This is a genomic window from Jiangella ureilytica (assembly GCF_004348545.1).
GTDB classification, from domain to species: domain Bacteria; phylum Actinomycetota; class Actinomycetes; order Jiangellales; family Jiangellaceae; genus Jiangella; species Jiangella ureilytica.
In genome coordinates, this window is the sequence record NZ_SMKL01000006.1 from 65,632 (window position 1) to 91,148 (window position 25,517).

The 25,517-nt window shown below is 68.8% G+C and carries 24 protein-coding genes and 3 pseudogenes; 11 read left to right on the plus strand and 16 right to left on the minus strand.

Going from position 1 to position 25,517, the window contains the following annotated elements:
* Positions 1 to 54: 54 nt before the first annotated feature.
* The 4 genes from E1212_RS04015 (at position 55) to E1212_RS04030 (ending at position 4,726) form a co-directional block, all read left to right on the plus strand.
* Positions 55 to 1,050, plus strand: a complete 996-nt coding sequence (locus tag E1212_RS04015; protein WP_131979467.1) for an NAD-dependent epimerase/dehydratase family protein — start codon at positions 55 to 57, stop codon at positions 1,048 to 1,050.
* 103 nt (positions 1,051 to 1,153) lie between these two features.
* Positions 1,154 to 2,788 carry an ABC transporter substrate-binding protein gene (locus tag E1212_RS04020; RefSeq protein WP_131979470.1) on the plus strand — a complete coding sequence of 545 codons (1,635 nt, stop codon included), beginning with the start codon at positions 1,154 to 1,156 and terminating at the stop codon, positions 2,786 to 2,788.
* Positions 2,789 to 2,828: 40 nt separating this feature from the next.
* Positions 2,829 to 3,854, plus strand: coding sequence for an ABC transporter permease (locus E1212_RS04025; RefSeq protein ID WP_162605298.1), 1,026 nt, complete (start codon positions 2,829 to 2,831; stop codon positions 3,852 to 3,854).
* On the plus strand, positions 3,851 to 4,726 hold the full coding sequence (locus E1212_RS04030; protein WP_131979475.1) for an ABC transporter permease: 876 nt from the start codon (positions 3,851 to 3,853) through the stop codon (positions 4,724 to 4,726). The genes E1212_RS04025 and E1212_RS04030 overlap by 4 nt, the downstream gene beginning before the upstream one ends.
* A gap of 271 nt (positions 4,727 to 4,997) precedes the next feature.
* On the opposite strand, the gene neuC is transcribed toward E1212_RS04030, so the two are convergent.
* From neuC to E1212_RS29235, 10 genes are all read right to left on the minus strand, one after another.
* Positions 4,998 to 6,140 carry a UDP-N-acetylglucosamine 2-epimerase gene (neuC, locus tag E1212_RS04035; protein ID WP_162605299.1) on the minus strand — a complete coding sequence of 381 codons (1,143 nt, stop codon included), beginning with the start codon at positions 6,138 to 6,140 and terminating at the stop codon, positions 4,998 to 5,000.
* A gap of 4 nt (positions 6,141 to 6,144) precedes the next feature.
* The gene (locus tag E1212_RS04040; protein ID WP_131979480.1) at positions 6,145 to 7,170 is read right to left on the minus strand and encodes an NAD-dependent epimerase/dehydratase family protein; all 1,026 of its coding nucleotides are present in this window, start codon (positions 7,168 to 7,170) and stop codon (positions 6,145 to 6,147) included.
* A gap of 28 nt (positions 7,171 to 7,198) precedes the next feature.
* Complete coding sequence (locus E1212_RS04045; RefSeq protein ID WP_131979483.1) at positions 7,199 to 8,011, minus strand: SDR family NAD(P)-dependent oxidoreductase; 813 nt, start codon at positions 8,009 to 8,011, stop codon at positions 7,199 to 7,201.
* Complete coding sequence (locus tag E1212_RS04050; RefSeq protein ID WP_131979486.1) at positions 8,008 to 9,141, minus strand: DegT/DnrJ/EryC1/StrS family aminotransferase; 1,134 nt, start codon at positions 9,139 to 9,141, stop codon at positions 8,008 to 8,010. Before E1212_RS04050 ends, E1212_RS04045 begins: the two co-directional genes overlap by 4 nt.
* Complete coding sequence (locus tag E1212_RS04055; protein WP_203416349.1) at positions 9,138 to 10,136, minus strand: SDR family NAD(P)-dependent oxidoreductase; 999 nt, start codon at positions 10,134 to 10,136, stop codon at positions 9,138 to 9,140. Before E1212_RS04055 ends, E1212_RS04050 begins: the two co-directional genes overlap by 4 nt.
* A complete protein-coding gene (locus tag E1212_RS04060; RefSeq protein WP_162605300.1) occupies positions 10,133 to 10,780 on the minus strand; it encodes an acetyltransferase in 648 nt (215 codons plus the stop codon). Before E1212_RS04060 ends, E1212_RS04055 begins: the two co-directional genes overlap by 4 nt.
* Positions 10,781 to 10,864: 84 nt before the next feature.
* On the minus strand, positions 10,865 to 11,287 hold the full coding sequence (locus E1212_RS04065; RefSeq protein ID WP_238992241.1) for a hotdog family protein: 423 nt from the start codon (positions 11,285 to 11,287) through the stop codon (positions 10,865 to 10,867).
* Positions 11,288 to 11,292: 5 nt separating this feature from the next.
* Positions 11,293 to 11,808 carry an FAS1-like dehydratase domain-containing protein gene (locus E1212_RS04070; RefSeq protein WP_131979495.1) on the minus strand — a complete coding sequence of 172 codons (516 nt, stop codon included), beginning with the start codon at positions 11,806 to 11,808 and terminating at the stop codon, positions 11,293 to 11,295.
* The gene (locus tag E1212_RS04075; protein WP_131979497.1) at positions 11,801 to 12,946 is read right to left on the minus strand and encodes an acyl-CoA dehydrogenase family protein; all 1,146 of its coding nucleotides are present in this window, start codon (positions 12,944 to 12,946) and stop codon (positions 11,801 to 11,803) included. The genes E1212_RS04070 and E1212_RS04075 overlap by 8 nt, the downstream gene beginning before the upstream one ends.
* Complete coding sequence (locus E1212_RS29235) at positions 12,946 to 15,333, minus strand: hypothetical protein (protein WP_162605301.1); 2,388 nt, start codon at positions 15,331 to 15,333, stop codon at positions 12,946 to 12,948. Before E1212_RS29235 ends, E1212_RS04075 begins: the two co-directional genes overlap by 1 nt.
* 180 nt (positions 15,334 to 15,513) lie before the next feature.
* Between E1212_RS29235 and E1212_RS29240 the strand changes: the two genes are divergently transcribed.
* Positions 15,514 to 16,803 carry a serine hydrolase domain-containing protein gene (locus tag E1212_RS29240; protein WP_162605302.1) on the plus strand — a complete coding sequence of 430 codons (1,290 nt, stop codon included), beginning with the start codon at positions 15,514 to 15,516 and terminating at the stop codon, positions 16,801 to 16,803.
* Here the strand turns inward: E1212_RS29240 and E1212_RS04085 are convergent.
* From E1212_RS04085 to E1212_RS04095, 3 genes are read right to left on the minus strand one after another with little or no spacing between them, the layout of a single operon-like run.
* Entirely contained in the window at positions 16,767 to 17,960 is a 1,194-nt protein-coding gene (locus tag E1212_RS04085) for a phthiocerol/phthiodiolone dimycocerosyl transferase family protein (RefSeq protein WP_238992242.1), read from the minus strand. The two genes, E1212_RS29240 and E1212_RS04085, sit on opposite strands and share 37 nt — an antisense overlap.
* A gap of 24 nt (positions 17,961 to 17,984) precedes the next feature.
* A complete protein-coding gene (locus E1212_RS04090) occupies positions 17,985 to 18,866 on the minus strand; it encodes a 3-hydroxybutyryl-CoA dehydrogenase (RefSeq protein WP_131979503.1) in 882 nt (293 codons plus the stop codon).
* The gene (locus E1212_RS04095; RefSeq protein WP_131979506.1) at positions 18,863 to 19,861 is read right to left on the minus strand and encodes a 3-oxoacyl-ACP synthase III family protein; all 999 of its coding nucleotides are present in this window, start codon (positions 19,859 to 19,861) and stop codon (positions 18,863 to 18,865) included. Before E1212_RS04095 ends, E1212_RS04090 begins: the two co-directional genes overlap by 4 nt.
* Positions 19,862 to 20,058: 197 nt before the next feature.
* Between E1212_RS04095 and E1212_RS04100 the strand changes: the two genes are divergently transcribed.
* The 6 genes and pseudogenes from E1212_RS04100 to E1212_RS04120 all read left to right on the plus strand — a co-directional run.
* Positions 20,059 to 20,451: a hypothetical protein gene (locus E1212_RS04100; protein WP_131979509.1), complete on the plus strand. Its 393-nt coding sequence runs from the start codon at positions 20,059 to 20,061 to the stop codon at positions 20,449 to 20,451.
* Positions 20,452 to 20,962: 511 nt separating this feature from the next.
* Positions 20,963 to 21,406, plus strand: a pseudogene (locus E1212_RS31005) (N,N-dimethylformamidase beta subunit family domain-containing protein); the annotation flags it as partial.
* Positions 21,407 to 21,494: 88 nt separating this feature from the next.
* A pseudogene (locus tag E1212_RS04105) lies at positions 21,495 to 22,116 on the plus strand (N,N-dimethylformamidase beta subunit family domain-containing protein).
* A gap of 594 nt (positions 22,117 to 22,710) precedes the next feature.
* Positions 22,711 to 23,724, plus strand: coding sequence for a GNAT family N-acetyltransferase (locus tag E1212_RS04110; RefSeq protein WP_131979515.1), 1,014 nt, complete (start codon positions 22,711 to 22,713; stop codon positions 23,722 to 23,724).
* A gap of 158 nt (positions 23,725 to 23,882) precedes the next feature.
* Entirely contained in the window at positions 23,883 to 24,332 is a 450-nt protein-coding gene (locus tag E1212_RS04115) for a MaoC family dehydratase (protein WP_203416351.1), read from the plus strand.
* Positions 24,329 to 24,721, plus strand: a pseudogene (locus E1212_RS04120) (CoA transferase); the annotation flags it as partial. The gene E1212_RS04115 and the pseudogene E1212_RS04120, both read left to right, overlap by 4 nt.
* Here E1212_RS04120 and E1212_RS30680 read toward each other — a convergent pair.
* Genes E1212_RS30680 through E1212_RS04130 form a run of 3 tightly spaced genes read right to left on the minus strand, consistent with a single transcriptional unit; the run spans position 24,699 to position 25,503 of the window.
* Positions 24,699 to 24,881 carry a hypothetical protein gene (locus E1212_RS30680; protein WP_275296148.1) on the minus strand — a complete coding sequence of 61 codons (183 nt, stop codon included), beginning with the start codon at positions 24,879 to 24,881 and terminating at the stop codon, positions 24,699 to 24,701. The pseudogene E1212_RS04120 and the gene E1212_RS30680 overlap by 23 nt on opposite strands.
* The gene (locus E1212_RS04125) at positions 24,878 to 25,282 is read right to left on the minus strand and encodes an aldolase/citrate lyase family protein (RefSeq protein WP_162605305.1); all 405 of its coding nucleotides are present in this window, start codon (positions 25,280 to 25,282) and stop codon (positions 24,878 to 24,880) included. Before E1212_RS04125 ends, E1212_RS30680 begins: the two co-directional genes overlap by 4 nt.
* Positions 25,279 to 25,503 (minus strand): DUF5988 family protein, encoded by a 225-nt coding sequence (locus E1212_RS04130; protein ID WP_131979518.1) that lies wholly within the window; start codon positions 25,501 to 25,503, stop codon positions 25,279 to 25,281. The genes E1212_RS04125 and E1212_RS04130 overlap by 4 nt, the downstream gene beginning before the upstream one ends.
* Positions 25,504 to 25,517 lie beyond the last annotated feature (14 nt).

Genomic DNA, 25,517 nt, shown 5'->3' on the forward strand with positions numbered 1-25,517 from the left:
GGCACGTACTCACCGTGTCGCAACGATCACAGAGAACGGGAAGTGGTGCGTGACATGCGTGTACTGGTGACCGGTGCGGCGGGCAGGGTGGGCGCGAACATGGTTCGGCGCCTCGTGACCGCCGGCGCCGACGTCAAGGCCATGGTGTTACCGGGCGATCCGCTGCGCAGCAAGCTCGACCCTTTCCCCGACGTCGAGATCGTCGAGGCCGATCTCAGCGACCAGCCGGCCATCGACGCCGCGTGCAAGAACGTCACCCATGTCGTCCATCTCGCGGCCCAGCTGATCCGCAGCGACACCGCCGTCGACCGCTTCTACGACGTCAACGCGTTCGGCACCCTCCGGCTGCTGGAGGGCGTCGTGAAGGCCGGCGTCCCGATCGATCGGTTCGTGCTGGCCAGCTCCGACGGCACCTACCGCCCGGGGGCGCCACCCGCCGTGCCGCTGACCGAGGACTCGCCGCAGGAACCGGCCGACTACTACGGCACCGGCAAGCTGCTGGGCGAGTACATTCTGCGCAACCACGCCGCCCAGTACGCCATCCCGTTCGCCATCACCCGGTTCGCGACCGTCGTCAGCCCCGAGGAGGCCGGCGACATGTTCCGCCTCGACTTCTGGCGGCGAGTCCTGAGCTGGCAGGCGCTGGGCAAGGACTGCCACATCTGGCACCTCTTCGACGGCCAGCCAGACCTGGTCAAGATCTTCGATGCTCAGACCGGCGACGCGCCAGGTGACACCGCCGTGGGCTTGACCGGCCCCGACGGCATCCCGTGGACCCTCTCGATCCTCGACGTCCGCGACGCCGTGGACGGCCTCTACCTGGCACTCACCGAGCCCGAGGCCGTGGGCCACGCCTTCAACCTCGCCGCCGCCCGCCCCACCTCCCACGACGACGGCGCGGCCGCTATCGCCGACGCCTACGGCGTGCCGAAACTCATGGTCGAGATGCCGATGGCGCACCATCTCGAGCTCGACATCCGCCGCGCCCGCACCATGCTCGGCTTCGAGCCACAACGCGACTTCGTCCGAATGCTCGATTCGGCATGCTGATCCCCACCATGTCAGTCCGGCAATCCCCAGCACCCGTTGACACCGGTCGGGACCTACTCTAATTTCACTGAAACCGGCGTTTCATTTTCTTGGGTGTCCGCCGATGAAGATCGACAGGAGACTCGATATGAATGCGAGCTGGCAAAACGACAGGTTCGAGAGTCTCTGGCAAGACCGCGTCAGCCGACGTGAGCTTCTTCGCCGAGCCGGTCTGGGAGCGGCGGGCCTTGGGCTGGCGTCATTGGTCACATCTTGCAGCACCGGCTCCACCAACCAGGGGCCGACCTCCGGCGGCGACTCAGTTGTCTTCACCGCAGGCCAGACGAGCGCGTGGAACGGACTGGATCCCACCAGCCCACTCGAGGGAGCCATCGCCATCTCCACGCTATGGGGCGACCGCCTCTACCAACTGGACCCGTTCGCTCCTCGCACGGAAGTGCTTCCACAACTCGCAGAGGCCCTACCGGAGCAGATCGATCCGACCACGTACCGCATCGGGCTCCGGCAAGGTGTCAGTTTCCACAACGGAAGCCCTTTCACCGCGGGCGATGTCGTGTTCACGCTCCAGCGCTTGCTCGACCCGGCTGTCGGGGCTTTCAACACGCAGTTCCTCAACTTCATCGCCGGCGTGGCGGCCATCGACGACCACGCTGTCGAGGTCACGCTGAAGGCTCCGACCGCGTTGCTCGCCGAACGACTCACGATGGATCCTGTGCTCTCCAGCACAGTCGTCACGGAAGAACTCGCCCTGCAACCCGTGGGCACCGGCCCGTATCGGGTCGTCTCAGCTATTTCCGGCCAGGAGGTCACGCTCGAGCGCTACGCCGAGTACACCGGTGATCGCGAGCCCACCTACCAGCGGATCACCATCACCAACGTCGGTGACTCGACGGCACGGATCTCTGGTCTGCAGAGCGGGCGATTCAAGCTGATCGAAGACGTGCCGCCGAGCGCTAACGCTCAACTCGAGGGAGATGAACGCGTCGAGGTGGGTGTCGTCGACGGCTACGACTGCAGCCACATGCTCTTCCACTGCGGCAAACCACCCTTCGACGACCTGAGGGCCCGTCAGGCCGTATGCTTCGCGATCGACCGGGACGCGATCACCAGTACCAGCTTCTTCGGACACGCGAAGCCCAACTGGGACGGCTGGTTGCCGAGCCATCCCGACGCCACCCCACCGACGATCTCCTATCGTTTCGACCCAGATGAAGCTCGGCGGCTACTGAGCGAGGCCGGCCATGGCACCGGCCCCGTGCCAATGGACCTGCTGATCTCGGCAGGCAATAGTCAGATCGACTCGCAGATCCCCATCATCGAGCAGAACCTCATCGACGCCGGCTTCCAGCCCAACCTCCTGCCTGGCGAGCATGGCAGCCGAATCGCCATGGTCCAGGAGGGCCGCTACAGCGCCTGGCTCTTCAAGGGCGACCTGTCCGGTGCCTTCAGCCCAGCCTTGGACACCATGCTCCGGGCCCATTTCTTCGGCATTGTGCCCCGTGAGTTCATGCGCTGGGACGGGGCCGCCGACGCTGAAGCGCTGCTGGCAGAAGCCGCTGGATCGGCCGACGAGGCCGGCTATCGTCAAGCGCTGTCCGAGATTCTCGAACTCATCCAGGAGCAGGTACCCGCGCCGACACTCCATTCAGTCCAACGCATCACCGCATGGTCGTCGAGCCTCTCTGGCTTCCGACCGATACCCGCCGCCGGATTCGTCCTCGACGGTGTCCACGGCTGACGGCGCGCACCTTCAACAGCCCGCTACGGAAGGCCCCCTGATGGTCCTGCTCATCGCGGATCCCGAACTGGGCGACGACGATGTCACCGAACGTCGCCGCGCACGCCGAGCGACGTGGCCTTATGTGCTTCGTCGTCTCGCGATGGCGCCCCTGATCCTGCTCGGGGTCTCGCTCGCGATGTTCATCATGGTCGACCTCTCACCGAACGATCCGGTCACCGCGCGCCTCGGCATGCTCGCCGACGCCGAGGCGCGCCGCCAGTTCGCCGCCGAACACGGGCTCGACGACCCGCTGCCGCTTCGGTTCTGGCACTTCCTGGTGGACTTGGTGCATCTCGACCTCGGAGACGCCATCGTGCGATCGGAACCGGTCAGCACTCTCATCGGTCAGGCGCTCCCCGTGACCGTAGAGCTCATCGGTCTCTCACTGCTGATCTCGCTACCGGTGGCGGCACTCCTCGGCACAGCCGCGGCCTGGAAGGAGGGCCGCGCCACCGACCGCGTCATCAGCACGCTCGCAGCCTTCGCGCAGGCAACACCTGGCTTCTGGGCCGGCCTCGTCTTCATCCAAGTCTTTGCCGTGTCACTCGGCGTTCTTCCCTCCGGTGGCTACGTGCCGCTCTCCATGGGGTTCACGGCGTGGCTGACCTCGATGATCGGCCCGGCCCTCGTCCTCGCCATGGGCTTCGCGGCCGCCCTCACACGTATCGTCCGCGCTTCCATGGCCGATGAGTTGGCGAAGGACTATGTCCGCACCACTATCGGCGCAGGTGTCTCCTGGCCGGTCGCCCTCGGGCAGAGTGTGTTCCGGAACGCGCTGCTCGCTCCCTTGACCGTCGTTGGGATCTTCGTCGGAGCCATGATGTCCGTCGCAATCCTGGTCGAGGTGGTCTTCAACCTCCCCGGGCTGGGAACCCTTCTCGTCACCGGCATCAACCAAGGTGACCTCGCGGTCGTCAGGGGCGCCGCCTTGGTGGGGGCGACGGCGTTCGTCACGGTCAACCTGGTCGTGGATCTTCTCTATCTCGTACTTGCACCGCAGAGCGCGGAAGCGGGGACATCATGACCGCACAGAGCACGCTCGTCAGCGGATTCGAGGCCGACCCGCCGGGCCGGGGGTTCCCTCCGGCCAGCCGCTTACGCGGGCCCGTTGCCCACTGGAGCGCGTTGATCGTTCTCCTCGCCATGATCGTCCTGCTCGCCCTTCCGGCGATCTGGACCACCTCGCCCACGGCTCTGGATCCCTCCAACGCCCTCAGCCCGCCGAGTTTGGATCATCCATTCGGCACTGACCAGGTCGGCCGCGACATCGCTGCTCGTGTCCTGCACGGTGCGCGGCTGAGCGCGCTCGTTGCCGTCGCTTCTACTCTGATCGCCCTCGTGGCCGGGGGCATTCTCGGCGCTGCGGCGGCAACTGGTCCGCGCTGGCTCTCGGAGATCATCATGCGCGTGGTCGATGTGGGTCTCGCGTTCCCGGGCATTTTGCTCGCCATCGTCTTGGCCGCCGCGATCGGCCCACATCTCTCGACCACGATCATCGTGCTCGGCGTACTCTTCACTCCGCCCATGGCGCGGGTGATGCGGGCCCTGGTGTTCAAGGAGTACGGCGAAGATTATGTGCTGGCAGCCAGGCTCACCGGAACCAGTCGGCGACGTTTGGTCATCTTCCACATCAGCCGCAACATCGCCCTCCCTGTCACGGTCTTCATCACGATCACCATGGCCGAGGCAATCGTCGCGGAGGCGGCCCTATCGTTCATCGGCGCCGGGATTCGGCCGCCAGCACCGTCCTGGGGAAACATCATCCGCGATGGCTACACGATGATCAGCACAGGCGCATGGTGGATCTCGCTCTTCCCCGGCTTCGCCGTACTCGCAGCTGTCTTCGGCCTCAACCGTTACTCCGAAATGATCGGCAAGCATGTGCGAATGCGATGAGAGCGACGCACCGACACCAAAAGCGCCATGGACAACGTCACGCTTGCCCAAAAGTCCTCGATCCCGTCGTCTCGAGGCTCCAAGAGCGAGTTCGCGACCTCCAACCGTACGTCGACCTGCTGGTAGCGGATGTCGTGCTGAGATTCGGGGTCTCAATCGGTACGCCGATCCAGCGCGAGAAGAGCGTCACTGTCGGGCACGACGGAACGCCGTCGCATGGACCTCCGTGACGGGCTGATCGTCCGATTCCGGATCATCGCCATCTCAACGACTACATCGAGTCCCGTCTCGGACCAGGGTCCATGTCGCGGATGGCGGCGAGGATCCGTCCGGCCGAGTGCCCGTCCCCGAAGGGGGATCGTCTGTGGGCGGTCCTCGCGATGTGCGCCGGCTCCAGGGCCCGGCGGATTGCGGCGGCGATGTCCCGCGCCGACTCGCCGCAGTCGATGACCGAGGCGGCTCGGGGCCGGCCGTTCTGGCGACTGCCGATGTTCACCGTCGGCGTGTGCAGGGCCGGCGCCTCGACCAGGGCGCTCGACGAGTTCCCCACGACGACCGACGCGTGCTTCACAAGGCTCAGGTACACCGACTGGCCGAGCGACGGCATGGTCATGGATCGGTGCGGGTTGTCCGCGACATAGCGCTCGATGGGCGCGAACACTCCCGACCCGCCTTGGTCGACGTTGGTGCCGGTGAAGACGACGGTCGCGTCGGGGAAGTCGTCGAGCGCCTCCAGCAGACCCTCGATGCCCTCACGGCTCCCCCGCGGATCCGCGGTGGCCGGGTGATAGGTGACAACGAACAGCGGATCGTTCAGCTTCAAGCGCAGAACGTCGGCGAGCTCGGCGCGGGAGAGAAACGACATCGTCCGCACCGTGTCGAGGCCCGGTGCGCCGAAGGCGTGCACGCGAGCCGGGTCCTCCCCCATCCGGATCACCCGCTGCCGGAACTCCTCGTTCGACGTGAAGTGCAGCTGGGCGAACTGCGTGATCGCATGCCTCACCGAGTCGTCCGTCGAGCCGTGCGAGAGCTCGCCCCCGCCGATGTGGGCGACCGGCAGCAGCCGCAATGCGGCGGCGACGGTGACGGCCAGCGCCTCGTAGCGGTCGCCCAGAACGACGAGGATGTCCGGCCGCAGGCGGTCCAGCGCGTCGGCATAGCCGATCAGACCCAGGCCGAGCGACTTCGCGACCGCCGTGGGCGAGTCAGATGCCAGCACGACGTCAACCCGCTCGTCGACCCGGAAGCCGTCGGCCTCGATCTGGTCGACCGTCGAACCCTGGGAGCCCACGAGATGACCGCCGGACACGAGCAGCTGCAGGTCTATCTCCGGGTCGCGGTGGAGCTTCTGGATGAGCGGGAACAGCGGCCCATAGTCGGCCCGGGAGCCCGTGAATACACAAATCCGCCGCATGTGGTCAGCCGGTCCGTGTTCCGGCGAGGTCGGTCTCGCCGACCGCCGCATCGACGATGGCCGCGAAGTCTCGAGTCGGTGCGTAACCAAGCCGCTGGGCCGCCTTCTGGTGGGACACCGCGAAGGCGAGCGTCACCGGGAGTTCGACGGTGACCGTGTCGAGGTCGAACCGGCCGGCCATGACGGCAGCACCCTCGGTGAACGTCGTGGTCCGCGGACCGACGACGTTGAACGCCTGGTTCGCGGCATCCGAACGGTCGACGACGAGCAGCAGCCCGTCGGCGGCGTCGCGGACGTCGGTGAGGTGGATCGCCCATGACGTGCTCGCCGGCCCGGTGAGCGCGACGGCGGGATCGTCGTCCCGCTTCCCTACGGCCTCGTCCAGGACTCTGCTCAAGTCGGACCGGTCTGCGAACAGCGGCCACAGGTTGCCCCGCCGCCCGGCCTGGTGCTGCGCCGCGAGGAACGCGCGGGCCCAGCTCAGCCGGAACAGCGGCAACACCTCGCGGGGCTCCACCACAGATCCCAGCCGGACGATCGAGTGCTCGAGCCCGTACAGCTCGCCCCAGTTCCGCACCACCTGCTCAGCAAGCACCTTCGAGGTGCCGTAGTAGTCGCCCGGCAGCTGCGGGTGCTCCTCAGTGATCGGGGTGAAGCGCGGTCTGGCCGGACCGTAGGTGTTGTCGGTGCTGGCCAGGACGAATCGGCGCACCGTCCCGCCTGCCACGGCGGCCTCGAGCAACCGGACGGTGCCGAGGACGTTGCCGTCGAAGAACTCGTCGATCGGCAGGTCGCCGGGCACCATCCGGGCCGCCAGGTGCACGACCACGTCGACGCCCTCGACGGCCCTGGCGAGGGCGCCGGCGTCGGCCAGCGACGCCTCGACGATCTCGACCTCGCGGGCCAGCGCCGGGCGCAGCGCATGCCCGCCGGGGCGCACCGTCCCCCGGACCGTGTGACCGGCCGCCAGCGACCGCGCCGCCAGTTCCGTGCCGACACGGCCCGCCACACCAGTGATCAGGATCTTCATCGCGTGCCAGTCCTCTCATGTCCAGGGGTCACCACGCCGACCAACCGCCATCGACCACCCATTCGGCGCCGGTCACGAACGAGGCATCGTCGGATGCCAGGAACTCGACGACGGCAGCGATCTCCTCGGGCCGGCCGAGCCGGCGCAGGGGCGTCGCACGAGCGAGGCGAGCGGCATTGTCGGCACGGACGGGACGTTCCGGCGTCTTGATCATTCCGGGTGAGACGGTGTTGACCCGGACGTTCCATTGCCCGGCCACGATCGCGAGCTCCCTGGTCAGCGCTGCCACAGCGCCCTTGGAGGCGTGGTACGCCGGTGACCGCATCGGTCCGCCGGGGCTCTCCTGCGGATACGTTCCCTCGTAGAAGGCACTATTGAGACCGAGCGATCCGTAGATCGAGCCGATGGTGACGACGGCGCCTCGGCCCTGTTCCCTCATGCGTCCGATCGCCCAGCCCGACAGCAGCGCCACCGCGACCAGGTTGGTCTCGAGCTCCGCCCGCCACGTGTCCGGCGACTGCTCGAACAGCGGCATCGCGCTGGACCGCGCCGCGCAGTTGACCAGGAGGTCGAGCCGCAGCGCCATGGTGGACCAGCAGCCGATGAGCGCCTCGCGTCCGTCGACGGTGGCGAGATCGCAGCAGATCGTCTCGACCGGCTCAGACGGCGGACCGGCCAGGGCCGCGGTCTCCTTCAGGTCGTCCTCGTCCAGGCCAGCGATCAGGCACCGCCAGCCGTTCCGTGCGAGCCGAAGCGTGATCGCCCGGCCGATCCCCCGGCCACCGCCGGTGATGATCGCGACCCTCGGCAGACCACCCGCTCCGTCCCATTCCACTCTCATGACGCCGCCAGTGCCGAGGTGAGGGATGCGACGACGGTGTCCTGGTCGCGCTCGGAGAGGTGCGCGGAGCTGGGCAGGGACAGGCCGCGGCGGTACAGGTCGTCCGCCACCCCGCCGCCGATCCGGTCCGCGGCGCGGTAGGGGCGCTGGTCGTGCAGGGGCGGCCAGAGCCGCCGGGCCTGGACCCCGTCGGCGGCGAGGGCGGCGACGATCTTCTCCGGATCGAGGCCGGGGTCGTCGAGGAGGACGGAGTAGAGCCAGAACGTCGGGTCGGCCCATGAAGCGACCGGCGGGGCGGTCACCGGGGCGGACCGCAGCGCGTCCCGGTACCGGGCGGCCACCGCGCGTTTCGCCGCCACCTTCGCCGGCAGCTGCTCGAGCTGGGCGGTGGCGACGGCGGCGGCGATGTTGGTGAGCCGGTAGTTGTAGCCGACGTCGTCGTGGCGGTAGTGCTCGCCGTCGACCTTGGCCTGGGTGGTGAGGTGGGCCGCGGTAGCGGCGCGGTCGCCGTCGGCGGTGACGATCATCCCGCCGCCACCCGCGGTGATGATCTTGTTGCCGTTGAACGAGAAGCAGCCGAGGTCGCCCGCCGTGCCGACCTGGTGCCCGGCCAGCTGACCGGCCGTCCACGAGGCGCCGAGCGACTCCGCCGCGTCCTCGACGATGTCGATCCAGAAGCGGTCGCGCAGATCGAACAGTGGCTCCATGCGGGCTGGGTGGCCGAGCACGTGGACGACCTCGACGACGTCGGGAATCGGCCGGCCGAGCCGGGCCCGGCGCACCACCTCGTCGTGGAGCAGCTCGGTGTCCATGTTCCAGGTCTGCGGCTCGCTGTCGACCAGCAGCAGGTCGGCGCCGGTGTAGTGGGCGGCGTTGGCCGAGGCGATGAAGGTGAAGTCCGAGACGGCGACGACGGTTCCGGGCCCGGCGCCGGCGATGCGGAGGGCGACGTGCAGGGCGGCGGTCCCGCTCGCGCAGGCGACGGCGTTCGGGGTGCCGACGGCGGCCGCGAGCTCGCGCTCGAACCGGCCGACGAACGGCCCGGCCGACGAGACGAAGCCGGTGTCGACGCACTCGCGCAGGTAGCGCGCCTCGTTGCCGCCCAGCGACGGCTCCGCCAGCGGGATCATCGCTGGTACCTCGCCGCCCGCTCGAGGTCGACGCGCGGGGCCAGCCAGGCGGCCGTGGCCGCGAGCCCGTCGCGCAGTGACCAGCCGGCCTGCCAGCCGAGCTGCTCCTTGGCCCGGCTCGGCTCGGACAGCAGCAGCTGCACCTCGCTCGCCTCGGGCCGCACCCGCTCCGGATCGGTGACGGCGACGGCGTCGACGCCCGTGACCGCGCAGCACAGCTCGAACAGCTCGCCGATCGAGACCGACTGGCCGGTGCCCAGTTGCACGAGCGAGCCGGGCGCCAGGTCCGAGAGGGCCATGCGGATGAACCCGTCGACGGTGTCGCTGACGAAGGTGAGGTCGCGGCGAGGCGAAAGGCTGCCGAGCCGCACCTCGCTCGCACCGGCGAGCAGCTGGCCGAGGATCGTGGGGATGACGGCGCGCGCGGACTGCCGCGGCCCGTAGGTGTTGAACGGCCGCAGGACGAGCACGTCGACGCCGAACGAGCGGGCGTAGGCCTGGCACAGCTGGTCGGCGGCGATCTTGGAGGCGGCGTACGGCGACTGGCCGCACAGCGGGTGCGTCTCGGTGATCGGCACCGACTCGGGCGTGCCATACACCTCGCTGGTGGACGTGCTGACCATGCGCACGTGCCCGGCGTCGCGGACGGCCTCGAGCACGTTGAGGGTGCCGGTGATGTTGGTGTCGACGAACGACTCCGGCGCCTGGTAGCTGTACGGGATCGCGACCAGCGCGGCCAGGTGGAACACGATGTCGGAGTCCTGCACCGCCCGGCGCACCGACCGGGCGTCGCGGATGTCGCCCAGCTGCAGGTCCATGGCCGCCAGCTGATCGGCGCCGAGCTCGTCCAGCCAGCCGTAGGAGCCGTTGGAGTTGTAGACGCAGAACGCGCTGACGGACGCCGCCTCGCGCAGCAACCGCTCGACCAGGTGGCTGCCGATGAACCCGTCGGCGCCGGTCACCAGGACCCGCCGGCCGGCCAGCCCGCTCGTCATGCGGTGATCCGGCCGCGCCGCAGTCGCGTCTCCTTCGCCGGGATGCCGACGACGACGGAATCGGCGGGGACGTCCTTGGTGACGACCGCGCCGGCCCCGACGACCGCGCGGTCCCCGACGACGACATCGCCCAGCACGATGCAGCCGATGCCGAGCATGACGTCGTCGCCGATGACAGCCCGGGCGCCGACGGAGGCGCCGCCGGCCAGGAGCACGTGGTCACCGATGCGGGAGTCGTGTCCGGCGAACGTGTTGACCTCCATCATCACGTGCCGCCCGACCTGGGCACCGGCCACGACGTGCGCCGTCTCGAAGATCAGCGAGCCGGCGCCCACGCTGGTGTGCAGTCCGATCCACGCCGCCGAGTGCACGAGGGTCGCGGGCTCGCGTCCGTACGAGGCCGCCAGATCGGCCAGCCGGCGCCGCGCCGTGGGCAGCCCGACGCCGATGACGTAGCGGGCGTCGAGCTCGGCCAGCTGGTGGTCGCCGCCGAGCACCGGCACGCCCCAGACGTCGGGTTCGTCGACGCCGTCGTCGAGGAAGCCCAGCAGCTTGTACGTGGAGGCCTGCTGCTCCACGTCCTGGGCGAGGCCGATGATCTGGCGGCCGAGGCCGCCGGATCCGAGGATCACCAGTGGGCGCACGCGAGTCGTCCTTCCGCCGGGAAATGCTCTCTGACCAGCGCTGTCGATTGTGGTTCGCCCGGCCTGCCCGGGGCAGGGGGCGCGTTACGGCCCGGCCGGCCAGGCCACCGTCGCGTGGCCCGGCGCGCACAGCTCGCCGCGTTGGTCCCGCTCCTCGAGCCGCAGCTTCGCGACGCACTCCCCGGGCGCGTCGCGCACCGCGACGACCTCACCCGTCACGACCAGCTCGTCGCCGGCGACGGCGATGCCGCGGTTCCGCCAGCCGAAGGCGCGCAGCGTCGCGTCCGGCCCGGCCCAGGCGAGGACGGCGTTGAGCAGGACGCAGCCGTGCAGGTGCGACTGCACGAGCACGTCCGGGTACCCCTCGGAGCGCGCGTAAGCGGCGTCGTAGTGGATGCGGTGCGCGTTCCAGGTGACGGCGCTGAACCGGAACAGCCGCACAGTGCTGGCGCGCAGCCGGTACGGCGGCAGGGCCACGCCGGGCACGACATCCGTCGCTACGGTCACGGCGCTCACCTCGCGATGAAGGTCTCGTCGCACGTCACCAGCGGCCGGTCGGAGCCGTCGGCGAACACGCGGCGCACCCGGAGGACCAGCAGGTCGCCGGAGCGGCCGGCCTTGTGGCGGACGTCGGTGAGCGTGGTGTGCTCGACGACGTGGTCGCCGGCCCGGACGGGGCGGTGGAACTCCAGGTCCTGGCCGGCGCCCATGAGCCGCAGTCCCTCCAGCGGCAAGCCACGGGTCTCGTCGGTGCCGGACCCGTCCGGTCGCAGCTCGGCCTCCGGCGGGCCGGGCGACCACCCCATGACGGAACTGAGGTACAACGGCGGCGCCTGTCCGTCCGGCGGCAGCGCGCTACCGGAGGCCAGCGCGAACCGTTCGAGGTCGCGGGCCGCCAGCGAGCCGAGGTCGCGGCGCCGGGTCACCCCGGTCTCGGCGGCCAGCCGCCGCGCGGCCGCCGCGATGGCGCCGTCGCCACCGGTCCTGACGCCGTCGCCGCCGGTCGTGATGCCGTCGCCGTCAGTCATGGGCGGCCTCGCCCAGGAGCTCGCGGGCGATCATCCAGCGCTGGATCTCGCTGGTCCCGTGGCCGATGCGCCACACCCGGACCTGGCGGTAGAAGCTCTGGATCGGCAGCTCGCGCGTGTACCCCAGGCCGCCGAGGATCTGCAGACACCGGTCGGTGACGCGCTGCGCCATCTCGGTGGCATAGAGCTTGGCCATGTACGCCTCGCTGGTGATCGTCCGGCCCTCGTCGGCCAGCCAGGCGGCCCGGTAGACGAGGAGCCGAGCCGCCTCGAGCTCCGTCACGGAGTCGGCCAGCATCCACTGCACCGCCTGCCGCGACGCGATGGGCCGGCCCCAGGTCCGGCGCTCCTTCGCCCACTCGACCGCGATGTCGATGCAGCGCCGCGCGATGCCGAGCTGGAAGGCGGCGATCTTGAGCCGGCCGTGCGTGAGCTGCTCCGTCGCGAGCCGCCAGCCGCCGCCCACCTCGCCGACCCGGTTGGCGTCGGGCACCACGCAGTTCTCGAACGACAGCTCGTGCGGGTCCCAGTCGTCGCCCATGGTGGGGATCGGCCGCGACCGCGTCAGACCCGGGGTGTCCATGTCGACGACGAAGCAGGTGACGCCGCGCGAGCCGAGGTCGGGGTCGACGGTGGCGAAGAGGATCACGAAGTCGGCGCGCTCGGCGTAGGAAATGAACGTCTTCGTGCCGTTGATCAGCCAGTTGTCGCCGTCGCGGACGGCCCGCGTGCGGACGGCCGCGACGTCCGACCCGCCGCCCGGCTCGGTGAACGCGTAGCAGCAGCGCAGGTCCTCCTTGATGATCGGATAGACGTACCGGTGCCGCTGCTCCTCGGTGCAGGCGTACAGCACCGGCTCGGGGCTGCCGCCGAACTCGAACATGGCCGGGTGCCGGAACAGCTCTTCGCCCACCAGGCAGGCGCCGAGCGTGCCGATGCCTTGACCGCCGAGCTCCTCGGGCACGTCCAGCGCCCAGAGGCCCTGCCGCCGGGCCCGGTGCTCCAGCTCGGTGCGCAGCTCCGCGGGGAACCGGCCCTCGAGCAGGAAGTCGCGCTCGAGCGGCATCAGCTCGCGTTCGCGGAACCGGCGGACGATGTCGACGAAGTCACGCAGGTCGTCGGGGATGGTGAAGTCCATCAGCGCAACCGCCAGCTCTTCCGTGAGGTGGGCATGATGTCGTCGCCCTCGTTGTCGTGGGCGAGGTAGACGGAGAACAGGTTGATCGACGACGGTGTCAGCAGCCGGTCCGCGAGCCGATCCGGATCGACGGTCACCAGCCGCTCGTGCGTCACTGTCGTGCCGGCCCAGGTCTCCTGCCAGGGCGGCTCGACCGGCGTCAGGAGCGACATCTGGGCATCCGCGGTGGCCGCGTGCTGCAGCTCGCGATTCGACCGGATGATGGAGTACCCGCCGTTGAGCAGAAAGAAGATGCTGATGTTGCCGTCCACCCGGCCGTGCTCGTGCCGTAGCTGCTGGGCCAGGCTCGGCAGTGACGACGGCACCAGGCGGGCGGCCCCGTCGCCGATGAAGCCCAGCACGTTGCCCGGCCGGGTCAGCGCGATCGACGGGATGGCCTGCAGCGCGTCACCCATCAGTGCCCGCCCGTACCAGCCGGAGAACCCCGGCCCGGTGCGCGCGAGGTTGCGGATCGCCGAGATGCCGCCGCGGCCGACGTCGTAGAAGCCGGTGTACTCGTAGCCGTGGCCCGTGATGAGGCCGCGCAGGACGCCGTCGACCGCGGTGAAGAAGTGCTCGTGGCTCATGGGCACCGACGGGACCGCGGCGAGCGGGTCGCCGGTGGCCCGCCGGGCCCGGGCGATCGCCTCACGCCGCGCCCGCACCACCCACTCGCCCGGGGCGACCCGCGGCGCCAGCCGGCGCAGGAATGACGACAACTCCTCGACCACCGGAAGGTCGGTGAAGGGGGCGACGTGCGCCGGGGTGTCCGTGACCTGCACGATCCGGCAGTCCTGGTACAGCACCTTCTCCGGGTACGGCGTCGCGAGGTCGGTGATGCGGCTCTTGAGGAAGAACAGCGCATGGTCGCCGTGACCCAGCCGCTTGCCGCCGGGGTGCAGCAGGCTCCAGACCTGTGGCGAGCACCCGTAGATGCTCATCGTGCCGACGAACTCCTCGACCTCACGACCCTGGTGGTAGCGAGCGACGGTTCCCGGCCGTCCGAGCGAGTCGACCAGCGCGATGCCGGCCCGGTGGGCGAGCTCGTAGACCAGCCCGCGCTCGTCCTCGGTCAGGTTGCCGCACTGCCAGACGACCGGACCCGGCTCCTCGTTGAGGATGCGGGCGACGGCGTCGACGGTGTCGTCGTCGGCCCGCGGGTGCGCGGCCGCGACCGTGACCTTGGGGATGTCGATCGGGCCGTCCATCCGCAGGATCGACGGGGCCGTCAGCAGGACCACCGGTCCGCTGCGGCGGTGGTACGCCCGGAACGCCGTCGCGAGGTCCTCGGCCAGCCGCTCCGGCTCGGTCAGGTAGAAGCACGGCAGGCCGCGGGCGGCGAACACGGCCCGGGCGTCCTCGTCGTCGTGGACGGTGCCCTGGAAGGGCTGCCAGCCGCCGGGCGCCGTCTCGCCGAAGACGATGAACCCGCGCGCCTGCGAGTCGCGCAGGTTGGCCAGAGTGCCCTTGAGCTCGTCGACCATGCCGGCGGTCGCGACCAGCAGGAACGGCGCCTGGTCGAGCTGCCAGCGGGCCAGCGCTCCGCACGCGAGGCTGTGCTCGTTGGGACCCCGCAGGACGGGGTGGCCGGCCTGCCGGGCGATCGTGGTGGCATCCTGGATGAGCTTGGCGGGCAGCGTGCCGGTGAAGAAGTGCAGCGCCCAGCTCGGACCCGACTGCGCGGTGAGGAAGTCCGTCAGGGCCAGTGCCAGCGTTCCGGCGCGCTCGGTGTCCGGCAGCAGCGCGCGCTGGTTGACGTGGCGGGCCTGGACCAGGTCGGTGAACGCCGTGAGCATCTCGGCGGCCAGCACCCAGTCCTCATCGGGCAGGCTCCGCGACGTGCACACCGTCCGCGAGTAGACCTGGTCCTCGTCCACCTCGTCGTAGACGACGACGGAGTACGGCGAGACGCCGATGCCCAGGTGCTGGCGCAGCTTCGCCAGCGTCTCGACGACGGTGTCCAGCCGGCCGCCGACGTCACCGCCGGTCACCGCCGTCGTGGCGTCGACCAGCAGGAGCACCGTCGGTGCGGCGGTCCACGGGCGCGGGCCGTCACCGGGCTCCGTCGTCTGCGGGGGCAGCACCTGGCGCAGCCTGTCCTCGACCAGGCTGAGGCGGGCCACCTCGACCAACTCGACCCGGGCCTCGGGCAGCGCCTCGTCCAGGTAGGTGTTCGCGCGTTCCGCCAGTACCTGGGCCGGCTCCGGCCAGGCGGTCGGGAACACGTCCTTGTCCAGCGCGCCGGCGAACCAGCGGTTCGCGCCCGCCAGCTGGCCCAGCGCCGCCGCGGCGGTGGCGTGGAAGGCCGGGCTGCTGCTGACGATCGCGACGTACAGCTCCTGCGTCATCGCGCGTTCCTCTCGCCGTCGCAACTCACTGATCTGGATCAAGCACCAAGCCCACCTGCAGCGACCCTTGGAAGGCAGAGGACGAATTCAGGCAGGCCGCCTGCGTGCGCGGACATGAGGCCTCAACACCGTGATACGATCGAAACTGCCATTTTATTTAATGGAATATCGCTCAGATACGTGCTGCTCCGGCTCAGCAAGAGGGGATTCCAGTTGGGGCCAGATCACGACGACGTACGCGGACAGGTCTCGCCGGGCTTCGAATCGGTGCGAGAGGCCTTCGGCGCGCACCGGTCGGAGGTGGGTCGCGGAGGCGCAGCCTTTGCGGTGTTCCTCGATGGAGCCCTTGTCGTCGATCTCTGGGCAGGCCGGGCTGGAGGCCGGCCATGGGACGCCGATACTCGAGGCGTCCTCATGTCGGCCACCAAGGGCGTGACCGCTGTCGCAGCTGCAAGGCTCAGTGAGCTCGGGCTCCTCGACATCCATGCCCCGGTGTCCAGGTACTGGCCAGAGTTTGCCGCGAGCGGCAAGTCCGACGTCACGGTCGAAGAGCTCCTGACCCACGCGGCTGGGCTCATCGACATCCCTCACCACGACGAGATCGTGGGCCCCAACGGGGAGGGCTGGGAGAAGTCACACGAATTCGTCGACCGTCTGGCCCGCGCCTGTCCGCGCTGGCGGCCAGGGTCACGCCACTCTTACCACGTCCTCACGATGGGTTGGCTCGTCGGCGAGCTCATTCGGCGCATCACCGACACCTCCCTTGGCGCGTTCATTCGCGAGGAGATCGTCAAGCCGCTCGACATCGACCTCGCCCTGGGAACGCCCATCGCCCAGCAAGGCGTTGTCGCGCAGGTCATCCTACCGGACACGATGCCTCGAGACGTCGCTGCCATCTGGGGCGACAAATTCGCCGATCCGTCATCGCCGGTGGCGCAGGCCCACCTCGCCATAGCCGGAAGTTGCTTCGTCACGAACGATGCATTCTTCGCGCCGAGAATGCTCGAGATCGAGCAACCCGCGCTCAACGCCACCGGCACAGCACGGGCGCTTGCGACTCTGTACGGCGCCCTCGTGTGCGGGGACATCCCGCCCCCACACGGTATCTCGGATGCCACCGTTTCTCTGTATTCCAGTGAGCGTAGGCACGGCCCGGACCTCGTGACAGGCGTGGACGCGAGATGGGCCCTTGGGTTCATGAGACCGGTGCGTCAGCCGGATGGTTCAGCCGCCGACTGGGGCCGGGAAGACCGCTCGTTCGGACACACTGGATTCGGTGGCCAACTCGGCTTCGCCGACCCAGTGAGCAGAATCGGTGTCGGCTTCGTTCGAAGCCACCTCTCGTGGTCCTCGCCCCTCGGCGCTCACCTGATCCGAGCGACCTACGAGTGCCTTGACCGCTTGCCCCAGCGCCAGCAGGCCCGCAGTCGGCGTCAGGAGTCCGCAAGGGAAACCATGCGTAGCAATTGACCCTTGGTCTCCCCAGCAAACTCCTCGGCCTCTTCCGCAGAGAACTGAGCCGAAGGATACGAGCACCTGATGTTGAGCTGCCCAGCATACGTGTACACCGAGTACTCAGGAAAAGCTGCCGGGGAAGCGAGCGGGGCGGCGGTTCGGAACACGCTGCGTAATGTGATGTCAGTCGGATGCGCCAACTCTGGCATTACTCCCATGTTGCTGATGATCATTTGAGCGATGCGTGGCTCGAGCTCCGTTTCGATCGATGACAGCAACATCGACGACAAATCGACAGGCCGCACCTCGCGGCGCGCCAGGGCCGCATCCAGCTGTTGCTTCACCGCGCGCCCGACCTCTGCGGGAGCGTCTCGTCTCGCCACCGCCACCTGACCTAGGTGGACACCGAGAAGATTCGTGGTCTCGCTTACCCCGACGGACGGTGCGACTCGATCTCGGAGATCCACGGCAGTCCAGCAGCCCATCGATGCCGCGCTCGATCGGCCGTCCCGGCGACGCAGCGCGACGAGAATCGCGCCGCTGACGAGTGCGTGAACCGTGAGGTTCAGGGAACGCCCGGTCTTGATCAGTTCGGCGGTCACGCCCTCGGACAAGCTGATATATCGATCGACGAGCACGCTTGCCTGGGCAGGTTCCAGCGCCAGACCCGGACGTGCCGGCTCAGTGACGCCCCATCTCTCCTCAAGCAGTTCAAGCGGCGGTCGAGGGAGGCCCGAGTTTACCTCGACGGAGGTTGCCTTGCCGGTACCGATATCGGTATACAAGCGCCAGAGCTCCCCGAACATCACCATCGTGGCGTGGCCATCGGCCACCGCATGATCGGTCCGTAGACCTACGTAGCCGACCTCGCGTCCTTGGATGATGATCAACCGAACCACGCTCTGCTCAGGTGTCCACTGCCTGTCGGCCTCTTCTCGCAGCGCGGCCATTCCTCCTTCACGGAAGGTGACTGATGGCTGACCATTGAGCGGAATGCTCAGGAGATGCTCGGTTCCCATCGAGCGAATCTGGGCGCGAAGAACGGGAAATTCAGCACAGAGCAGGTGGAAGGCACGTGCCATCCTGTCTTCATCCAGGCTGCCGGAAAATTCTGCGAAATAGGTCAGAGCAGACCGCAATTGAACTTCGAGCTCGTCCAGGGGTCGTTGCATCGCCACTGCGCTTCCCATCGTCAGCTATGTGCCCGCATAGTCGTGGAAGCCGCGGCCAGTCTTACGGCCCAGCAGGCCGGCGTCGACCATGCGCCGCAGCAGCGGCGGCGGCGAGTAGTGGGGCTCGCGAAACTCGTGGTGCAGCGACTCCCCGATGGCGCTGACGACGTCCAGGCCCACGAAGTCGGCCAGCGCCAACGGGCCCATCGGGTGGTTGCAGCCGAGCATCATGGCGGTGTCAATGTCGGCGGCGGTCGCGAAGCCGGACTCCAGCATGCGGATCGACGACATCAGGTACGGGAACAGCAGGGCGTTGACGATGAACCCGGACCGGTCGCGGACCCGCACCACCTGCTTGTCCAGCACGCCGGTCAGGAACGACTCCACCCGCTCGGTGCAGCCGCGGTCGGTCAGCAGCGACTCGACCACCTCGACCAGCGGCATCCGCGTCGCCGGGTTGAAGAAGTGCGCGCCCAGCACCCGGTCCGGCCGGTGGGTCACGCAACCGAGCTTCATCACCGGGATCGACGACGTGTTCGACGCCAGCACGGCGTCCGGGCTCTCGACGACCTTGTCGAGGGTCGCGAAGATCTGCGTTTTCGTCTCCTCGTCCTCGGGGGCGGCCTCGAACACCAGCTCGCGGTCGGCGAGCTCGCTCAGGTCCGCCGTCAGCACGACGCGGCGCCGGGCCCGCTCTGCGTCGTCCTTCGTCAGCGTGCCGCGCTGGACGGCCCGCGCGAAGGCGTCGTCGAGGCTGCGCCGGCGCGGCTCGACCGACTCCGGCTGGCTCACGGCGACGACGACGTCGAGCCCGGCGGTGGCGCACGTCTCGGCGATCCCGCGGCCCATCACGCCGCACCCGACGACACCGACCCTGGTGATGGGGGCTGTGCTCGAGGTCGTCATGCCGACCACCGCAGCAGGCAGGTGCCGATGGCCATGCCGCCGCCGAACCCCGCCAGCAGCACCAAATCGCCGTCGGCGATCCGGCCGGCACGGTTGGCCTCGTCGAGTGCCACCGGGATGCAGGCGCTGCCGACGTTGCCGTAGCGCTCGAGCGTGCGATGGGTCCGTGCGCCGTCCAGGCCGGACTTCGCCACCAGGTCGTCCAGCAGGTTGCCGTTCGGCTGGTGCGGCACGAAGTGGTCGACGAGTGCACGTTCGACCCCGGCGCCGGTCAGCAGCGCGTCGATCGCGGGCGGGACCTCGTCGAGCACGAAGTCGCTCACCGCGTGGCCGTCCATCGCGAACCAATGCTGGCCCGCCGCGACCGTGGCGCTCGACGCCGGCAGCCGGCTGCCGCCCGCGGGGACGCGGATCAGCTGGTGCGCGTCGCCGCGCGTGTGCAGGCCGACGCCCAGCACGCCGCGGCCGTCCGGAACGCCGCCTACGACGACCGCGCCGGCTCCGTCGGCGAACAGCACCGCCGTCCTCCGATCCCCGGCGTCGAGGATGCGCGAGTACACGTCGGCGGCGATCACCAGAGCGCGCGCACCCGGGTGCGCGGCGAGCAGCCCGCGCGCCACCGCGAGCGCGTAGACGAAGCCGCTGCACACGGCGTTGAGGTCGAGGCAGGCCGCGCCGCGGGCGCCGAGCAGGTCCTGCACCAGGGCCGCCGTCGGCGGCTGCGGCGAATCCGGCGTCGACGTCGCGACCAGCAGGTAGTCGAGCTGCGCGGCGTCGACGCCGGCGTCTTCGAGGGCGTTCCGCCCGGCCTCCGCTGCCAGATCCGACGTGGCCTGCTCCGGCGCCGCGTACCGGCGCGTCCGGATCTGCGTCTTCTTCTCGATCCACTCCGGCGCGACGCCCGCCAGGGCCGCCACCTCGGCGTTCGGGACCTCACGAGCGGGCAGACAGGACCCGGTTCCGAGGATCCCCACGGGCTGTGGTGTCGCGGCCACCCATCCTCCAGCCGTCGAGTCGTTTCGCTGACGACTCCAGGCTGTCCGGCCGCTTCCTCAATCAGCAGAGGACGACTTCAGGCAGACCGGTGGTCGACCGCCGATATTTCGGGGGGGAAGTTGCTCCCTACGATCGCTGAGGCCGTACTCCTACCTTGCTCTGCAGCCGAGCCAGCGCCGGCGGAAGGAGCGGATCCGTGGAGATCGCCGGCTATGTCGACCAGCTGAGTGTCCGTCCCGGAGACACTCTCAAGGTGATGGTCAGCACGGGCAGTCCGAAGTTCAGCTCCCAGCTGGTCCGGCTCGCACATGACGACGATGGGTCCCCCGCGGTGGATGGCCGCGAAACATCGGTGCCGAGCACTCTGGACGGCAGCCGGCTCGGACGAGATCAGCCCATCGTCACGGGATCCTACGTCCTCGCCGTCCACGAAGCGCCTCTGGAGTTAGGCGCTGATCTCCTGATCCATCTCTTTGTCCAGCCGACTCTCGTCGGACCGACGGATCGCACTCTCATCGCCGGCGGGGTGACAGCCTCGACTGGAGGCTGCGGCTATTGTCCGATGGCCGGTTGGCCTTCGCCGTCGTAGGTAGCGACGGCGCCACCGCCGAGGTGGCCACTCGACGCGGCCTCGCAGTGGAGACTTGGTACAGCGTCGCCTGCAGTGTCGATTCGACCGAGAACACGTTGACCTTGGATGTCCTGCCCATAGGAGTCATGCCCGTTCCGAGTCGCTCGGTGATCCGCACGCCGGAGCGCACGTCATGCGAGATCGACAAGAGCTTCCGCGACGCGCACGTGGCTGGTCGTGTACTCATCAGGCGGGCTGGGACAGTGACCCCGCGGAGCGCCGGATCGAGGGCGCCTTCGACGGCAGGATCAGCAATCCCTCGATGTTCTCGCGCCTAGTGACGTCGGCCGAACTCCAGCAGCTTCGACAGGGGGTCTCCGCAGCAACGATCCCGGGATCGGTTGCAGCCTGGGACTTCGGCCGTGACTTCACATCACGGCGTGTCTTCGAAGCAGTAGGCGGACGGCACGGGCTAGCTGTCAACCGGCCCACCCGGGCAGTCACCGGACCGCATTGGCGGCACATCTCGATGAGCGCCAGTGAGGCACCGGCCGAGTACGCCGCCATCCATTTCCATCACGATGACCTCGACGACGCCGGGTGGGAGCCGTCCATCGAATGGTCAGTCCCGGACGACCTCGAGAGCGGCGTCTATGCGGTGAGACTCGAAGCGTCCAACGGCGGCACCGACCACGTCCCCTTCTTCGTCCGGTCATTGGCCCCGGGGCGCCGAGCGAAGGCGCTCTTCGTCGCGCCGACGTTCAGCTACCTCGCATACGCCAACGAGCATGTCCTCGAGAGCGCTGCGGCCAGGGCCGAGGTGGAGTCGGCAGGCGGCACCGTTGACTACCCCAGCCGTCCCGAGGACGCCTACATCGTCGAGCATCGACTTCACAGCCTCTACGACCTCCATCACGACGGCAGTGGGGTCTGCTACTCCTCATGGCTGCGCCCGATCCTGAACATGCGCCCTTGGTACCTGTGCCCGGCGCTGAATCAGGGGGGCCGGAGCGGTCCACCAGTTCAGCGCCGACCTCCAGGTGATCGACTGGCTCGAGGCGATGGACATCGACCACGACGTCGCCACCGACGTGGACATTCACCACGAGGGCATCGACCTACTGTCGCATTATCGAGTCGTCATCACTGGAACTCATCCCGAGTACACCAGCCAAGGCATCGTCGACGCCTTTCAGGATTACTCCTCCGCAGGTGGCCGCCTCATACCTGGGCGGCAACGGCTTCTACTGGTTCGTCGGACTCGATCCCGAGGAAGGGCACACCATCGAGGTGCGACGGTGCGGCGCCTCGACGCGCGCGTGGGAGTCCGAGCCCGGCGAGTGGCACCTGAGCACCACCGGTGATCTCGGCGGGCTCTGGCGCATGCGCGGACGTCCACCGCAAGCACTGCTCGGAGTTGGCTTCACAGCCCAGGGGCAAGGCCCGGGCCGACCATACGCCCGCCAACCGGACAGCCGGTCCGAACGGGCGACGTTCATCTTCGCGGGGGTCGAGGACGAGATGATCGGCAATTTTTCGAACGCCGTCAACGCCTTCGGCGCCGCCGGTTTCGAGATCGACCGCGTGGACCACGACCTGGGCACGCCCGCGCACGCGCTCGTCATCGTCGCGCCTCCGGCTTCTCCGACCGATTTCTGCACGCGGTGGACGACGTGCTCATGATGGACTCGGCGCAGGGCGGCAGTGTCCATCCAGACGTGCGGGCCGATATGGTCTTCTTCGAGCGAGAGCACGGCGGCGCCGTTTTTTCGGTGGGGTCCATGCCTGGTCGGGGTGTCTAGCGCATCGCGGCTACGACAACAACGTCTCGAAGATCACCGAGAGCGTTTTACGCCGCTTCCTCGATCCCGAGCCGTTCGAGCTCCCGGTCATCGATTGAGTCATCCCTGTTCGGGCCATGGCCCGGACGCCTCGTTGACGTTCGGCCCTCTGATCGCCACCATACCAATATGAACCACTGATTTTTCTATGCGAAACAACACCTGAACCGAGCCTTCGACTGGAGGGCCGGTTGACCGGCCACCGGTCCACGCAGCCGACAGCGGTCGAGGTCCCGGCCGAGGACTACGCGGTCTGGCTCAGTCAGTCCCTGATGACCTTCGGTCTGACCGGGGAACACACCCGGCGACTGGAGCCGTACTTCCGTGCGAACTATCCACCGCGGAACGCAGTCGGTGTCGTGGCCGACTCGGGCTACGTCGCGACCGCTGCGGCACTCGATCTGGGTCTAGTCGTTCCGGACGGCGCTACCGTCGAATGGCGGGAGTAACGCTCGTCACCGTCGACCCGACAGCAACGCGGCAGGGTCTGCTGCGCACCATGCTGGCCGCGCTCCACGACCGGGCGATCGCGAACGGGCAACCCGTCGCCGGCCTGGTGCCATCCGAGTGGGCGATCTATGGCCGGTTCGGTTACGGCCCCGCGACCTGGGCCGACACGATGAGTATCGACGCGTCTCGGGTGAGCTGGCTCGCCGACACCCCGACGAGCAACGAGCGCCCGCGCCCGATCGATGGCGCCGAGGCAGTCGCGCTGGCGGCACGACTCCATCGCGACGTCGCCTTACGCACGCCGGGCGACATCGTCCGATCGGACGCCTACTGGGACAGGCTGGCCACCAATACCGGTTTGGTCAGCGCAGCCCTCGGCCTGACCGACCACCCAGAGGTCGCGCTTCGCCACATCGCGGTTGCCGATCGAGGCTTCGCCTCCTATCAACTGAACGTCGCCTGGACGCCACAGCACACGGCCAATAGCCAGATCACTGTGATCGACTTCTTGGCGAGCGACAGCGGTACGGCCGCTGCGCTATGGCGGCACCTGCTCTCCCTCGACCTCGTCGTCACCGCTCATGTTCAGCGGGTCGCCGACGACGATCCGCTGGCCTGGTGGCTGCGCGATCCTCGGCTCCTCAGCCGACGCCGACACGACGGCTTGTGGCTGCGTCCTCTCGACCCGCCGACCCTTCTCGAGAGCCGGCGCTGGTCCGGCACCGGTTCGCTCGTCCTGCAAGTCCACGATGCCCACGGATATGCAGACGGCACCTATCACCTCCACGTCGACGACGGCATCGCCTCTTGCACGCCGACCAACGCTGAGCCCGACCTGATCATGGACGTTGCCGCACTGGGCGCCGGCTTCCTCGGCGGGACCTCCATGCGTGAGCTCTCGGTGAGCGGATGGGTCAGCACGCCGGAGCCACGAGCCGCGCTCCTGTGGGACCAATTAGCGGCATCGGCGGCGGCTCCGTACCTGAGCACCTCGTTCTGACCTCCGGGCCGGAAGTCGGCCCCGTCCGCCAGTGCCGCAGCTGTCCGATCCTGGTGCCGACCCCGAGTGCCGACCAGCGGAGGCCCCATGTCGCGACGCAATCTCGACTCCATCCACTCAGCTGACCCGCCGGCATCCGATGCTGACAGCGCGCATCTGTGACCGAGTCGGACAACACCTGGTTCACCTTGCTGACCATGAACACCAACCAGGCGCACTTCAATGCGGAGGTGGGTGCGGCGTCGGAGTTCGGCCGTCCGCTGATGGTGTCCACCCTCACCCTCGCCATCGCGATCGGGCAGAGCGTGATCGACACGACGCAGAACGCCTTCGCCAACCTCGGGCTGGACGAGGTGCGGCTCACGGCTCCTGTCTACGCAGGCGACACGCTCTGGTCTGAGTCGCTGGTGCTGGAGAAGCGTGAGTCGAAGAGCCGTCCGCAGGCGGGAATCGTCACGATCCGCACCCGGACGCTGAATCAGCACGGCGGCGAGGTGCTCTCGTTCGTCCGGACGTTCTACATTCACAGACGTGGCGCCGATGCCGCGCGCTCGCTCTTCCCCACTGCCAAGGAACCGCTGTCGCGGCGCGGGACGGCGGACTCGTGAGGCCCCTCGAGGACGTGCGGATCATCGCTCTCGAGCAGTACGGCGCCGGGCCGTTCGGCTCATTGCATCTGGCTCAGCTCGGGGCCGAGGTCATCAAGATCGAGGATCCGTCCGTGGGCGGCGACGTCGGACGGTACGTGCCACCATTCGCCGAGGGCAGCGACTCCCTCTTCTTCGAGTCATTCAACCGCAACAAGCGCAGCATCACCCTCGACGTGCGAACGCCCGAGGGCCGAGCCGTGTTCGAGGACCTGGTCCGGTGCTCCGACGCGGTGTACTCGAACCTCCGCGGCGACGTCCCCGAGAAGCTGGGGATCAGGTACGCCGACCTCGCCCACGTGAACCCGCGGATCGTCTGCTGCTCGCTCAGTGGATTCGGGATGACCGGTCAGTCGTGACGCCGTCGATGGGCGGCGGCAGCTGAGCGGCCGCCGAGCCGAGTACGACGAGCGAGCGGGCGGCCGCCATCGCCGCGAAGTCGGCGTGATCGACGCCGAGTTCGCGGCCCAGGTCGGCGTTGCCGAAGACCGCCCGGACCACTCCGGTCACCGAGCAGATGGCGCGAGCTTCGAGCGCCGCCGCCGCGGTCTCGATGAGCGGAGCACGCAGGAGCCGGGTGCGAGCCGGCCGAGCAGCTCCCACACCTGGCCGGGCGCCGTGACCTTCGCCAGCATGACGGCGCACGGCCGGGCAGCCAGCATGGCGACGTCGTCGTCGTACCACTGGGTGCTCGGGTCGTTGATCCGCACGACACCGGCACCGCCGTTGGCGAGCCAGCGGCCAATGTTCTCCCGCGCCGTCGCCTTCGCGGGCGGGGCGACGGCGTCCTCGATGTCGAGGACGATGTCGTCGGCGCCGCTCCCGGCCGCCTTGGCAAACCGGTCGGGACGGTTGCCGGGCACGAACAGCAGCGACCGGGCCCGCGCCAGGTGCGACCACTCCGCCGTCATTCGGCGATCCACGTGCGGTCGGTCCAGACGAACACCGGCACGGGGTTGCCGTCATCGCCGGGCTCGTCGAAGTGGTCGAGGTCGAAGTGCTCGTAGCCCGCGCCGAACTGGATCTTCAGCCTGCCCTCGTCGACCGCTGCGCGGTCGACCGAGATGTGCGAGCCGAGGCCGGTGCAGCCCACCAGCTCGACCTGGACATTGTCGTCGTCCGTCCGTGTCACCGTTGCCCCCTAAC

Excerpts from the sequence above, each read along its gene's own strand:
- E1212_RS04015 (WP_131979467.1), top strand. The coding sequence starts at position 55 with ATGCGTGTACTGGTGACCGGTGCGGCGGGCAGGGTGGGCGCGAACATG.
- E1212_RS04020 (WP_131979470.1), top strand. The coding sequence starts at position 1,154 with ATGAAGATCGACAGGAGACTCGATATGAATGCGAGCTGGCAAAACGAC.
- E1212_RS04025 (WP_162605298.1), top strand. The coding sequence starts at position 2,829 with ATGGTCCTGCTCATCGCGGATCCCGAACTGGGCGACGACGATGTCACC.
- E1212_RS04030 (WP_131979475.1), top strand. The coding sequence starts at position 3,851 with ATGACCGCACAGAGCACGCTCGTCAGCGGATTCGAGGCCGACCCGCCG.
- neuC (WP_162605299.1), bottom strand. The coding sequence starts at position 6,140 with ATGCGGCGGATTTGTGTATTCACGGGCTCCCGGGCCGACTATGGGCCG.
- E1212_RS04040 (WP_131979480.1), bottom strand. The coding sequence starts at position 7,170 with ATGAAGATCCTGATCACTGGTGTGGCGGGCCGTGTCGGCACGGAACTG.
- E1212_RS04045 (WP_131979483.1), bottom strand. The coding sequence starts at position 8,011 with ATGAGAGTGGAATGGGACGGAGCGGGTGGTCTGCCGAGGGTCGCGATC.
- E1212_RS04050 (WP_131979486.1), bottom strand. The coding sequence starts at position 9,141 with ATGATCCCGCTGGCGGAGCCGTCGCTGGGCGGCAACGAGGCGCGCTAC.
- E1212_RS04055 (WP_203416349.1), bottom strand. The coding sequence starts at position 10,136 with ATGACGAGCGGGCTGGCCGGCCGGCGGGTCCTGGTGACCGGCGCCGAC.
- E1212_RS04070 (WP_131979495.1), bottom strand. The coding sequence starts at position 11,808 with ATGACTGACGGCGACGGCATCACGACCGGCGGCGACGGCGTCAGGACC.
- E1212_RS04075 (WP_131979497.1), bottom strand. The coding sequence starts at position 12,946 with ATGGACTTCACCATCCCCGACGACCTGCGTGACTTCGTCGACATCGTC.
- E1212_RS29235 (WP_162605301.1), bottom strand. The coding sequence starts at position 15,333 with ATGACGCAGGAGCTGTACGTCGCGATCGTCAGCAGCAGCCCGGCCTTC.
- E1212_RS04085 (WP_238992242.1), bottom strand. The coding sequence starts at position 17,960 with ATGCAACGACCCCTGGACGAGCTCGAAGTTCAATTGCGGTCTGCTCTG.
- E1212_RS04090 (WP_131979503.1), bottom strand. The coding sequence starts at position 18,866 with ATGACGACCTCGAGCACAGCCCCCATCACCAGGGTCGGTGTCGTCGGG.
- E1212_RS04110 (WP_131979515.1), top strand. The coding sequence starts at position 22,711 with ATGGCGGGAGTAACGCTCGTCACCGTCGACCCGACAGCAACGCGGCAG.
- E1212_RS04125 (WP_162605305.1), bottom strand. The coding sequence starts at position 25,282 with ATGACGGCGGAGTGGTCGCACCTGGCGCGGGCCCGGTCGCTGCTGTTC.